Raw genomic sequence first — 12695 nt, 5'->3', positions numbered from 1 at the left:
TTTTCCATGGTGATAAGGTCTGTTGGATGAATCTTACGTTAACTGCAACTGCCAGACAGGCTCGATATCTCCGGGATCGGTGGGGCGATGACCAGTTGCAGAGAGGAGTCGCTGTATGGGAAACCCCAGCTATCCTGTCTGTGTCGGCCTGGATAAGAGAGCAGTGGGATCGGCAACTACAGAGAGGGGCTGATCTTCCACATCTGTTATCTGCCGAGCAGGAACGGGTGGTTTGGCGCCAGACAATTCCGCATGAGCTGTTGGGGGAGGAGTCGTTTCTGCGTAAGGGGGATCTGGTTGAGCATGCGATAGTGGCTAACCAGATATTTAACCGCTGGAGAGAGAGAGGCGCTGGGCTCCCCATAGATTCACATGTTGACGAGCAGGAGCTTTTCCGGCGCTGGCAGTTACAGTTTAAGGAGTATTGTGAACGCCATGATTTGTTGGAGCATGCACGTATTGCAGAGTGGTTAAGAGAGCTGCTGTTTGATGGGGGCATGGAGATATTGCCAGAGACTGTCTCAATCTATGGGGCATCACAATTCAGCAGATCCGAGAGACAAATTATTGAACAGTTGAACGAGCTTGGCTGTGAGGTAAGAGAGGAGGGCGGAGTATCTATAAGCAGTGTAGTGGTTAAGAGTTCGTTGCCCAGTGAGAGTGAGGAGGAGGTGGCGGTTGCATACTGGTTGCGAGATTATCTGCAGGATAATCCGGGCCACAAGGTTGCTGTTGTGGTTCCAGGGTTGTATGGGAGGCGGAATCGTCTTGAGAGGCTGTTTGGCTTCATTCTGATGCCTGAGACCAGGGTTCGGTCTCTGTCGAACAATCTTCTGCCCTATAGATTTTCATCTGGACCATCTCTATTACAGGATCCGCGTATAAATACGGCAATGCAGCTCATGGAGTTGGCAGGTAGAGGCCTGCCTCTGCAGGAGGCGGCATCTCTGTTGCGCTCACCCTGGCTTCTGCAGGGTGCAGAGATTGAGGTGAGGTCGATACTTGAGCTGAGATTGCGCCACTGGCGTAATCCAGAGGTATCTCTGGCTACGCTGATTCGCCTTTTTGAGCAGGAGAGTGTAGATGGCGGCATATATGCCACACGTTTTCTTGGGGCCCTGAGGGCGCTTGAGGGGTTGTGGTTGAGTGAGGCCAGATTAACCACGACCGAGTGGGCAGGCAACTTTAGTCGTGTCCTCGCATTTTTCGAGTGGGCCGAAAATGGTGAGAAGAGTGATATTGCTCTCGCTGCCTATAACAGCTGGCGAGACGGACTGGATCGATTCTCCTCGATTGGAGACTTTACTGGAGTCATCTCATTCTCTGCAGCTATTTTGGAGTTCAGGCAGATTCTTGCCAGAATGGATATTCAGTATGACCAGGCGGTTGATGCAGCTGTTGAGATTGTGACTCCAGAGGAGGCACGGGGAGTAGGTTATGACGCACTATGGGTGATGGGGATGGATGATCGGAGCTGGCCAGCCAGAAGAGAGCTTTCGCCTTTTCTCTCCCTGGAGTGGCAGCGTGGCCAGGTGCCAATGGCAGCTTGCGGCAATAATCTGAAAATAGCAGAAGAGATGGTTGCCGGTTTCTCTGTTGCAGCAGACAAGGTCTTCTTCAGTTTTGCCGAGAGCAGTGAGGGTGAGGGTGGTGAGGAGAGTCTGCGGGCGACATCCATGGTTGGTGATGTTCCATTTATGGATTATCAATCTCTTGGTCTAAAAACTACAGTTGAAAAGTGGTGGCTGGATAGTGACAACATTTCACTGGAAGAGATTGATGAGGGTGCACTCTCTCTGCAGTATGGATCAAGGGTTCGTGGTGGAAGTTCAATTCTTGCAAACCAGTCACAATGTCCCTTCAGGGCATTTGTCCGCCATCGCCTGCAGGCAGAGAGTGTGGAGCGAGAGCAGCTTGGACTTGATCCGCGAGAACGGGGTACCCTGGTCCACAATCTGCTCGAAAGATGTTGGCAACAACTGGGGCTCTCGTCCATAAAGTTGAAGCAGATTGATGAGCAGGTATTGAGATCACTGGTTGCGGCAGTGGCAGAAGAGACAGTTGAGAAGTTCAGGCACTCCAGAAAGGATCGCATGGGTGATGATTTTGCAGCCAATGAAGCTGCCAGATTGAGCCGGCTCGCGATGCGTTTTCTACAGCTGGATCGAGGGCGTGTAGCCGAGTTCAGGATTGAGGAGATGGAGCAGTTGCATACGATTGCACTGGATGGGATAACCATCTCGGTGAAGATGGACAGAGTGGACAGGCTGGAGGATGGACGCAGGGTGTTGATTGATTACAAAAGTGGCAAGGTTAGTAGCGCAAGTTGGCAGGGGGAGCGTCCGGAAGAGCCGCAGTTGCCGCTCTATACCACCCTGCTTGATGATGTCGCTGCGGTGCTCTTTGGTCAGGTTCAGGTTGGTGAGGTCGCCTATAAGGGGGAGCAGGAAGATGAGAGTCTGCTTAAGGGGGCTGATGGAAAGGGCAGGGGAGGAAGACGAAAAGTAGTTGTCAGTGGGGGGTGGGGAGAGCAGATTGGTCAGTGGCGTGCTGTCGTAACAGATTTGGCTGTTGAGTTTAGAGAGGGAGTTGCGACGGTTGATCCACTAAAGGGAAAAAACAGTTGTCAGTACTGTGGACTGGAGTCTCTCTGTCGGGTTGAGTATGAGGTAGCAGAGAAGTGATGCAGTCGATAGAGATGGAGGAGGAGAGGACTGTTCGTGAGGAGGTGCTAAACCCTGAGTTGTCTGCAATAGTTCAGGCTCCTGCCGGATCGGGAAAGACCGAGTTGCTGATTCAGCGTTTTCTCTCTCTATTGGCTGGCGTTAAAGAGCCGGAGGAGATCCTCGCGATCACCTTTACCCGCAAGGCTGCAGGAGAGATGCGTACACGACTGCTTGATTCATTGATGATGGCGGCCTCCAGGAGATCTCCAGCTGAACCACACAAGGCAGTGACATGGCGGTTGGCCAGCGAGGTGCTGAAGAGGGACAGCGAGAGAGGGTGGAAGCTGTTGACTAATCCTGGGCGTCTGGAGATCCGCACCATGGACAGTCTTAATGCAAAGCTGGTTCGACAGATGCCGGTAATGGCGGCATTTGGGGGGGTTCCAGGAATCAGCGATGATGCAGAAGAGGCATTTTCCGGAGCAGCCAGACGAACAATTCAGCATCTTGAGAAAAAGGATAGGGCTGCAGTAGCTCAGCTTTTGGCATGGCTGGATAATGATGTAGGCCAGCTTGAGCGCATGTTGACAGATATGTTGGGACATCGTGATCAGTGGCTGCCGCATGTGGCCGCGGGGGTGGGTGGTGTGGTTGATCGTGACTCACTGGAGCAGACACTCTGTACGGCGGTTGAGCAGTCACTACAGAACGCCAGGAATGGGTTGTTGAGAGTTTTGGGGGAGAGCGGGGTTGACCAGCTAGTCACTCTTGCCGCCTCTGCTGCGGAGGTTGTGAATAGTGGTGCCAACAATCAGCCTGTCTCTGCCTGTGCTGCCATGGATAGGTTGCCAGAGGCAGATGCCTTCTCTCTGCCCCAGTGGCAGGGGATTGCGTCGCTCTTTCTCAAGGGTGGTGAGAAGTTCAGGGTATCGAAAAATAGCTGGAACAAGAATAACGGCTTCCCCCCTGGAGCTGCAGGGGGCAAGTTAAAGCAGCTTATGCTCTCCCTGCTGCAGACAGTTGAATCAGATCATGAGGCAGCTGTGGCAATTCAGCAGATTCCACTGCTGCCACCAGTACGTTATGAGGATTCACAGTGGGAGACTATCACCTCACTGTTTCAGGTGTTGTTGATAGCTCAGATTGAGTTGATGGGGTGGTTTGAAGAGAAGGGTGTAGTTGACCATAACGAGATTGCACGGCGTGCCCTCCAGGCCCTTGGCAGTGAGGCTGAGCCCACCAATCTGGCACTGCGCCTGGACTATCAGATACACCATATTCTGGTTGATGAGTTTCAGGATACATCTCATGGTCAGTTTGATCTGTTGAGCCGTCTGACTGCAGAGTGGTCAAATGAGGATAAGGATCGTACCCTCTTTCTGGTGGGTGACCCCATGCAGTCAATCTACCGTTTTCGCCATGCCGAGGTGGGGCTCTTTATCAAGGCGATCAAAGATGGGGTTGGCGGACTACAGCTTGAGTATAAAAAACTGTTGGCAAATTTCCGCTCTGAGGAGGGGGTGGTGAGATGGATTAACCAGAGCTTTAGCACAATATTTCCTGCCCACTCGGACCGTTTTAGTGGGGCTATTCACTACTCTGAATCGATCTCTACAAGGCCCCAACCTGCTGAGAGATCAGTAGTAGTTCATCCGTCACTGCTGGCAGATTATGAGGCTGAGGCGTCAAAGGTGGTGGAGTTGGTCAGGGAGGAGATTCCACTGCTGCAGGAGAGCGGGGACAAGATCGCCATTCTGGTTCGCTCTCGTAGCCATCTTAACCAGATTACCTGGCAGCTATATAGTGCGGGGGTAGCCTACAATGCGGTTGAGATTGAGTCCCTGGGAGATCGGCCGGTAGTACGTGACCTCCTGGCTCTAACCCGTGCCCTCTTTCATCAGGCAGACAGGGAGGCGTGGCTGGCCATATTGAGGGCGCCATGGAGTGGGATCTCACTACAGGATCTACTCTCTCTGACAGCAGGGGCAGCAGATCGAACAATCTGGTCGTTACTGTTTGATGACTCCCGTCTGGAGCAGCTCTCAGCAATTGGTGCAGAGAGAGTTAGGTGGTTACGAAACATGCTCGAATCTGTTTTTGCCGAGCGTGGCGAAGCGGTAGTCGATTTATGGGTGGAGCGTGCATGGGTATTGTTGGGAGGTGCAGCCATCCATGAGCAGATGGGGGTTGCTGGTCAGGCAGAGAGAGAGTCTGCATCGTTTTTTGATCTGCTTGGACGAATGAGTGAGGGCGGTGAACTAACTGACTTCGACTACCTTCGAGAGCAGTTGAACAGGCAGACAGTTCGTTCCGGGGCAGATCCAGATAGTCGGGTAGAGGTGATGACCATCCATAAGTCCAAGGGGCTGGAGTTTGATACGGTGATCCTTCCCGGGCTTGGCAGAAAACCCAGAGGAGATCAGCAGAAGCTATTGCACTGGTTGGAGATCCCTGGAGTTGGTGAGAATTCTGCAGAGAGCATGCAGCTGTTGCTCTCTCCGGTGCGTCCAGCGGAGCAGGGTAGTGATGAGGATAGATTGGGACGATATGTTCGCAAGGTGGAGCAGTCGCGCGAACGTAATGAATTATCACGCCTGCTCTATGTGGCAACTACCCGTGCCAGACGCAAGCTGCACCTGCTGGGTGCCAGCAAAATAGATTCTGAGGGGGAGCTTGGTCGTCCCCAATCTGGCTCCCTGCTTGAGCAGCTATGGCCAGTTGTGAAGAGCAAATATGAGCAGCTGTTTGATTCGGGGGTTGTTGATCTGGAGTCAGCAAAAAACAGAAAGATGGTTATACAAGGCAGTGCAAGGCCACAACGTATCTCCACTATATGGGAGCAACCTCACCCTCCAGCTGCCACCCCATCCGCAGGTCAACAGACATTTGAGAGTGAACGGGTTGTCTATCAGTGGGCGGCAGCCAGTGCTGTACATGTTGGCACAGTGGTGCATGCGATTTTGCAGTGGATTGCAGATGCTGGTGTCGAGAGCTGGCGTGATTCTGACAAGCTGCGCTCCGTTCGCAAGAGAGCTGAAAACCAGCTAAGGCAGCTCGGGGTGGCATCAGAGACCATGGTTGAGGCGGCAGACAAGGTGATGGAGGCACTACGACTTGTGCTGGAGGATGATAAGGGCTGCTATCTGCTCTCTGACCACGCAGAAGCAAAGAGTGAATGGAGTCTGTCAGCCAGGATTGGAGATGAGCGATTCAATATTACTATCGATCGTACCTTTGTTGATGAGGATGGAGTTCGCTGGATTGTGGACTGGAAGACCAGTAGCCATAGTGGCGGTAATCTGGATGGTTTTCTTGATGAGGAGGTGGCTCGTTATACCCCACAGCTACAACGTTATGGCAAGGTGCTACAGCAGATGGAGGATCGTCCGCAGAAGCTGGTTCTATATTTTCCCATGCATCAGGTAGTAAGGGTGGTTGCGTGAGAATAGAGTACTTCTAAAGTTTTCCATCCACCATCCTCTTGTGGTTTTTGAGATAGCTTTTGTATTTTTCAATAGCATCAATTCTGGATTGAGAAACACTCTTCTCTTGCAGAAATAGCTCCATTCTTTTGCGATCTTTTTGTGCTCTCTCGGTTCCAAAGGCCTCGGCCAGGGTGTACCAGGTATGTGCGGCTGTAAAGCTGAAGATCTTCTCTTCATATATTTTGCCTATCTTGCGGGCCACCTCTCCGCGCTCTTCATTGGTGAATGGCACCGGGTTCAGGGTCCGGTTTTCAAGCCATGCGGTTGCACGATTTGGGTCGATTGCGACTGGCCCACCCTCTTGAAACAGGGTGCCGAGTTGTTCCTGTAGAGCAGCCAATTGCATAAGATTGATTTTTTTCTGTTGCGCACTGCGTAGCGACTCTGCCATGCGGAAACCATTTTCAACAGCAAGGGTAAGAGCCAGCATGGCACGGTTGGCATCCTCGGGAACAAGTTTTCCTTGTGCGTACAGTTTGCCCAGTTCGTACTGGGCCTCACTGTTCCCCATCCCTGCCAGGCGGCTTAACTCCATTATGGCTAGCTCTCCATTGCCATCACTAATGGCCCGTTTTGCCGAAATCAAGTCAGCACTGGATGGTAGGGATACACAGAGAGTGATACCAAATAGCAGGGTTGAGATATAAGTTGATGGGCGTGATTTTTTCATGGGGAAATTATACACATGAACCACGGGGCGCATGGTTACGAACCATGTATAATTCAGAACATGTCTGGAAATTCGCTTGGAAAACTTTTTACTGTCACTACGTTTGGTGAGAGCCATGGTGCAGCACTGGGTTGTATTGTGGATGGCTGTCCTCCGGGGGTCGAGATTTCAGAGGCTGAACTGCAAAAAGATCTTGACCTGAGAAAGCCTGGAACATCTCGTCATACTACTCAACGCAAGGAGTCTGACAAGGTAGAGATACTCTCTGGGGTGTTTGAGGGAAAAACCACGGGAACCCCTATCGGATTACTGATTCGCAATGAGGATCAACGCTCGAAGGATTACTCCGGTATCGCCGACCGCTTTCGTCCTGGCCATGCGGACTATACCTATAATCAGAAATATGGTGGTTTTCGTGACTATCGTGGCGGAGGCAGATCATCTGCCCGAGAGACTGCAATGCGGGTTGCTGCAGGGGGGGTTGCAAAGGCTGTTCTAAAGGCCCAGTTTGGGGTCGAGATTCATGGCTATCTATCCCAGATTGGCCCCATAAAGGTTGAGGATCTGGATTGGGATCAGGTTCATCAGAATCCTTTTTTCTCTCCAGACAGCAGCAAGGTTGCCGAAATGGAGGCCTATATGGATGAGTTGCGCAGAGAGGGAAACTCTATTGGTGCCCGCATCAATGTGGTTGCTGCCGGTATGCCTCCCGGTTGGGGGGAGCCTGTATTTGATCGCCTCGATGCTGATATCGCCCATGCAATGATGAGTATTAATGCAGTAAAGGGGGTTGAGATCGGTGCAGGATTTGACTCTGTTGAGCAGAAGGGTACAGAGCACCGTGATGAGATGACACCAGATGGGTTCAAGAGTAATAATGCAGGTGGAATTTTGGGTGGGATTTCATCCGGTCAGGATATTCTGGTCTCTATGGCGCTCAAGCCGACCTCCAGTCTGCGGATTCCGGCAGATACCATCAATAATGCTGGAGATCCTGTTGAGATAGTAACAGAGGGCAGACATGATCCGTGTGTAGGGATTCGTGCGACCCCAATTGCCGAGGCAATGCTAGCGATTGTTTTGCTTGACCATGCACTGCGTCAGCGAAGCCAGAATGGAGCTGCACATTCAGATACGCCTGTAATCTGAGATTCTCGGGTATCGTGTGACTACTGCTCTTACATATAGATCTCTATACAAGAGACTATCCAGTTTTTACCTGTTCTATTTTGCCACTCTGGGGGTTTTGATCCCCTATTGGGGGCCATATCTGGAGAGTCTTGGTTTCTCTATTCGTGAGATTGGAGAGCTGACAGCAATTCTGGCAGCAACCAAGATTGTGGCACCAAATATCTGGGGATGGTGGGCTGACAGAAGGGGAGAACATCTATCAATAGTCCGTTTTGCTTCGTTGGCATCAATTGTTGCTTTCGCAGGGGTCTTTATTGGTAGTGGCTACTGGTGGCTGGCACTGGTAATTGCCCTATTCAGTTTTTTCTGGAATGCCTCACTACCGCAGTTCGAGGCGGTGACGCTGAACCATCTTGGAGAGAAGGTAGAGCGTTATTCCTCGATCAGACTTTGGGGGTCGGTTGGTTTCATCGTTACAGTAGCGATACTGGGACCAATGCTTGAGTGGTATAGCGTGAGTCTGGTGCCGGTTGCGCTGATGATCCTGATGGTGGGAATCTGGGTTAGTAGTCTGTCCGTTCCGACAGTTCCAGATCCAGAGCATGGCCATGGACATCTATCTCTGAAAAATGTACTGCGTCGCCCGGTAGTGGCGGCGTTGCTGGCAGTTGCCTTTCTCAACCAGGCAGCACATGGAACCTACTACACCTTCTATACCCTCTACATGGAGTCATTTGGTTATGACAAGGGGCTGATCGGTCTGCTCTGGGCGGTTGGGGTTGGGGTCGAGGTGGCGGTTTTTATGGTGATGTCGCGCTGGATGGTTCGCTTCGGGGAGCGTAACCTGTTATTGATCAGTCTGTTCCTGGGGGCTATTCGGTGGCTTGTGATCGCGTTTTTCCCCGAAAGTCTGGGTTTGATGTTTGTGGCGCAGAGTATCCACGCCGCCAGTTTCGGCATCATCCATGCGGTCTCCATTCACATGGTGCATGATCTGTTTCGTGGAAAATTGCAGGGAAGGGGGCAGGCTCTCTACTCCAGCATCAGTTTTGGGGCTGGTGGTGTGGTTGGTAGTCTGCTGGGCGGTGTGGTCTGGACGACAATGGGTTCATCATCGATCTTTCTGTTCTCAACCATACTTACAGCGCTTGCATTTGTTGTGACCTGGCGCTGGATTCGCTAGCAACATCAACACTTTTACAGCGGGGACAGCAGGGAGTAAAATGGGCCGCTTTCACGCTATCCACTTATTCAGGGACCGATAACAGAAGCCATGGCCGGAAAGACCCTATACGACAAACTCTGGGAAGCACATGTTGTTCGAGAGGAAGAGGACGGAAGTTCATTGCTCTACATCGATAGACAGCTGCTTCATGAGGTGACATCTCCACAGGCCTTTGAGGGGCTGCGCATGGCAGGCCGTAAACCGTGGAGGGTGGACGCCAGTCTGGCTGTGCCTGACCATAATGTTCCTACCAGGGATTTGGAGATGGGAATTACCGATCCAGTTGCACGTACCCAGGTAGAAACCCTGGGACAGAATACATCCGATTTCGGGATTACAGAATTTGCCATGGGAGATATTCGTCAGGGAATCGTCCATGTGATTGGTCCTGAACAGGGGGCAACCCTTCCGGGGATGACTATTGTCTGTGGTGATTCACACACCTCAACTCATGGTGCGCTTGGTGCGCTTGCTTTTGGTATCGGAACATCCGAGGTAGAGCATGTGTTGGCTACCCAGTGCCTGGTGCAGAAAAAATCGAAAAACATGCTGGTTAAGGTCAATGGATCTGTTGGTCCTGGGATTACTGGCAAGGATATTGTATTGGCGATCATTGGCAAGATCGGCACTGCTGGTGGTACCGGATATGCAATCGAATTTGCTGGCGAGGCAATTGAGGAACTCTCTGTTGAGGGACGGATGACAGTCTGTAATATGGCGATCGAGGCTGGTGCCCGTGCCGGGATGGTAGCAGTTGATCAGAAAACTATTGAGTATGTAAAAGGGAGACCATATGCACCTGATGAGGAGTTATGGCCGCAGGCGGTAGAGGCATGGCAGGATCTGCACAGTGACATAGACGCACAGTTTGATTCAGTGGTTGAGTTGAATGGGGCAGAAATAGCACCCCAGGTTACCTGGGGGACATCACCAGAGATGGTGGTATCAATTGAGGATAGTGTTCCCAACCCTGCAAATGAGACAGATGGTGTAAAAAAGAGTGGTATGGAGAAGGCGCTGGCCTATATGGGATTGGATGCGGATACTCCGATTGACTCCATATCTGTCGATAAGGTTTTTGTTGGTTCCTGTACCAATTCGCGAATTGAGGATCTGCGTGAGGCAGCGCTGGTTGCTGCAGGCAGAAGAGTTGCCCCCAATGTTAAGCAGGTGCTGATTGTTCCCGGGTCTGGTTTGATCAAAAAGCAGGCGGAGTCAGAGGGGCTGGACAAGATTTTCATCGATGCCGGGTTTGAGTGGAGAGAGCCTGGTTGTTCCATGTGTCTGGCGATGAATGCGGATCGCCTTGACCCTGGTGAGCGTTGTGCCTCTACCTCCAACCGAAATTTTGAGGGAAGACAGGGGCAGGGAAGTCGTACCCATCTAGTTAGTCCGGCAATGGCCGCTGCGGCTGCAGTGACTGGTCACTTTACAGATGTTAGAGAGTTGTTGAGGGAGAGTCGGTAATGGAAAAATTTACCAGGCACCAGGGGTTGGTGGTACCGTTGGATCGTCCCAATGTAGATACTGATGCGATTATCCCCAAACAGTATTTGAAGTCGGTCAAGCGCACCGGGTTTGGACCCAACCTGTTTGATGATTGGCGTTATCTTGATCCGGGAGATCTCTCGATTGATAACGCAAGCCGTCGCCCAAACCCCGGTTTTGTACTTAATAATGATAAGTATAAGGGGGCAACAATTCTCTTGGGACGTGAGAATTTTGGTTGTGGCTCCTCGCGGGAGCATGCGGTGTGGGCATTGACAGATTACGGTATCAGAGCGGTTATAGCTCCCGGTTTTGCTGATATCTTTTTTAATAACAGCTTCAAGAATGGACTGTTGCCTATCACCCTTAGTGAGGATGAGATTGAGCAGCTCTTTCAGGAGGAGGCAGAGGGTAGCGGATATCAATTGCAGATTGATTTGGATGCACAGACGGTAACTACTCCGGAAGGTGGCTCCTTCTCCTTCGAGATTGATGAGTTTCGCAAATATCGGCTTTTAAATGGGCTGGATGATATTGGTCTGACTCTACAGCATGAGGATTCCATCAGGGTATATGAGGCACGCCGCAGCTCTGAGGCTCCATGGTTGTTCAGGTAGATGGATTGTCGAGATAATGATTTTTGGTTTATTAATTTTCAGTTTTTAAGAGTACAAGTTGATGAGTAAGAAAGTTGCAGTGTTGCCCGGTGACGGGATTGGTCAGGAGATTGTTGCAGAGGCAATCAAGGTACTGAATGTTCTGCGGAGTGATTTTGGGTTGTCAGTCGAGACCGAGGATGGATTGATCGGTGGTACCGCATATGATGTGCATGGAACCCCTCTGCCGGATCAGACTATGGAGATTGCCAGAGAGGCTGATGCAGTTCTGTTGGGTGCTGTAGGTGGTTATCAGTGGGAGTCACTGGATATTGCGGTGCGTCCAGAGAAAGGGTTGCTCGGAATCAGGGCAGGTCTGGATCTCTTCTCCAACCTTCGTCCGGCAATTCTATATCCACAGTTGGCAAGCGCATCTACTCTAAGAGAGGATGTTGTCTCTGGTCTGGATCTGATGATTGTGCGCGAGCTTACAGGAGGCATCTATTTTGGCCAGCCACGCGGTATCCGTACCTTGGATAGTGGAGAGCGTCAGGGGTTTAATACTCTGGTCTATGCAGAGCATGAGATTGAGCGTATTGGCCGTTCCGCATTCGAGATCGCAATGAAGCGTGACAAGCGTATCACCTCTGTCGATAAAGCCAATGTGCTGGAGTCTACAGAGTTGTGGCGCGAGGTGATGGAGCGTGTGGCTGGGGATTATCCAGAGGTGGAGCTCTCCCATATGTATGTAGACAACGCAGCCATGCAGCTGGTGCGTGCACCCAAGCAGTTTGATGTAATGGTTACCACAAATATGTTTGGTGACATCCTCTCTGACTGTGCCGCGATGTTGACAGGCTCAATTGGAATGTTGCCATCTGCCTCACTGGATGCCAATGGTAAGGGCATGTATGAGCCGATTCATGGCTCTGCTCCGGATATTGCTGGACAGAATGTGGCCAACCCGTTGGCAACCATTCTCTCGGTATCCATGATGTTACGTTATAGTCTGGACGAGGCAGATATGGCTGACAGAATTTCTCAGGCAGTTGATAAGGTTTTGAATAGTGGTCTGCGTACCCGAGATATTCACTCAGAAGGGATGCAGGAGGTGAGCTGTTCTGCTATGGGTGATGCGGTGGTAGCTGCGCTGAGAGGATGATTGTCGATACTTTCGAGGCGATTCATGTCTCCGTTTCCGGTATGCAGATGAACTCAATTAAACGTTCTACCTGATGTCTGCAACAGCCATTTCCATCGGTGGCGTAGGTCTGCTCCTTAATAGCCTCCACGGAGACGGCTCCATCTGCAATGGCATTGATTACATCCATCTTTATCACCTCGTTGCAGGTGCATAGATGGCGGTCCAGATCTTTTTTAAGAATTGGTGGAAGCCTGTCCAGAGGATCCGTTATGGAGGTGTTGCCCATTTTC

The 12695-nt window shown here is 51.3% G+C and carries 9 protein-coding genes; 7 read left to right on the top strand and 2 right to left on the bottom strand.

Annotated elements, in window-relative coordinates; genetic code table 11:
• Positions 1–26: 26 nt before the first annotated feature.
• Both H8D24_06965 and H8D24_06960 read left to right on the top strand, forming a co-directional pair.
• On the top strand, positions 27–2684 hold the full coding sequence (locus tag H8D24_06965; GenBank protein ID MBC8520129.1) for a PD-(D/E)XK nuclease family protein: 2658 nt from the start codon (positions 27–29) through the stop codon (positions 2682–2684).
• Positions 2684–6109 carry a UvrD-helicase domain-containing protein gene (locus tag H8D24_06960; GenBank protein MBC8520128.1) on the top strand — a complete coding sequence of 1142 codons (3426 nt, stop codon included), beginning with the start codon at positions 2684–2686 and terminating at the stop codon, positions 6107–6109. The genes H8D24_06965 and H8D24_06960 overlap by 1 nt, the downstream gene beginning before the upstream one ends.
• A gap of 13 nt (positions 6110–6122) precedes the next feature.
• Here the strand turns inward: H8D24_06960 and H8D24_06955 are convergent, their stop codons facing one another.
• Positions 6123–6821, bottom strand: coding sequence for a sel1 repeat family protein (locus H8D24_06955; protein ID MBC8520127.1), 699 nt, complete (start codon positions 6819–6821; stop codon positions 6123–6125).
• A gap of 60 nt (positions 6822–6881) precedes the next feature.
• Between H8D24_06955 and aroC the strand changes: the two genes are divergently transcribed.
• From aroC to leuB, 5 genes are all read left to right on the top strand, one after another.
• Positions 6882–7970: a chorismate synthase gene (gene aroC / locus H8D24_06950; GenBank protein ID MBC8520126.1), complete on the top strand. Its 1089-nt coding sequence runs from the start codon at positions 6882–6884 to the stop codon at positions 7968–7970.
• Between the two features lie 16 nt (positions 7971–7986).
• A complete protein-coding gene (locus tag H8D24_06945) occupies positions 7987–9135 on the top strand; it encodes an MFS transporter (GenBank protein MBC8520125.1) in 1149 nt (382 codons plus the stop codon).
• A gap of 90 nt (positions 9136–9225) precedes the next feature.
• On the top strand, positions 9226–10644 hold the full coding sequence (gene leuC / locus H8D24_06940; GenBank protein ID MBC8520124.1) for a 3-isopropylmalate dehydratase large subunit: 1419 nt from the start codon (positions 9226–9228) through the stop codon (positions 10642–10644).
• Positions 10644–11282, top strand: coding sequence for a 3-isopropylmalate dehydratase small subunit (leuD, locus tag H8D24_06935; protein MBC8520123.1), 639 nt, complete (start codon positions 10644–10646; stop codon positions 11280–11282). The genes leuC and leuD overlap by 1 nt, the downstream gene beginning before the upstream one ends.
• Before the next feature lie 61 nt (positions 11283–11343).
• The gene (gene leuB / locus H8D24_06930; GenBank protein MBC8520122.1) at positions 11344–12423 is read left to right on the top strand and encodes a 3-isopropylmalate dehydrogenase; all 1080 of its coding nucleotides are present in this window, start codon (positions 11344–11346) and stop codon (positions 12421–12423) included.
• 22 nt (positions 12424–12445) lie between these two features.
• Here leuB and H8D24_06925 read toward each other — a convergent pair whose 3' ends face one another.
• On the bottom strand, positions 12446–12691 hold the full coding sequence (locus H8D24_06925; GenBank protein ID MBC8520121.1) for a (2Fe-2S)-binding protein: 246 nt from the start codon (positions 12689–12691) through the stop codon (positions 12446–12448).
• Between the last annotated feature and the right edge of the window lie 4 nt (positions 12692–12695).

The organism is Candidatus Thiopontia autotrophica, from assembly GCA_014384675.1.
In the GTDB taxonomy this organism is placed as follows: Bacteria; Pseudomonadota; Gammaproteobacteria.
Note: the sequence above shows the minus strand (reverse complement) of the source record. Positions and strands in the feature narration are given on the sequence as shown.

Coding starts and splice junctions, on each gene's coding strand:
- H8D24_06965 (MBC8520129.1), top strand. CDS start 27: ATGAATCTTACGTTAACTGCAACTGCCAGACAGGCTCGATATCTCCGG.
- H8D24_06960 (MBC8520128.1), top strand. CDS start 2,684: ATGCAGTCGATAGAGATGGAGGAGGAGAGGACTGTTCGTGAGGAGGTG.
- H8D24_06955 (MBC8520127.1), bottom strand. CDS start 6,821: ATGAAAAAATCACGCCCATCAACTTATATCTCAACCCTGCTATTTGGT.
- aroC (MBC8520126.1), top strand. CDS start 6,882: ATGTCTGGAAATTCGCTTGGAAAACTTTTTACTGTCACTACGTTTGGT.
- leuC (MBC8520124.1), top strand. CDS start 9,226: ATGGCCGGAAAGACCCTATACGACAAACTCTGGGAAGCACATGTTGTT.
- leuD (MBC8520123.1), top strand. CDS start 10,644: ATGGAAAAATTTACCAGGCACCAGGGGTTGGTGGTACCGTTGGATCGT.
- leuB (MBC8520122.1), top strand. CDS start 11,344: ATGAGTAAGAAAGTTGCAGTGTTGCCCGGTGACGGGATTGGTCAGGAG.
- H8D24_06925 (MBC8520121.1), bottom strand. CDS start 12,691: ATGGGCAACACCTCCATAACGGATCCTCTGGACAGGCTTCCACCAATT.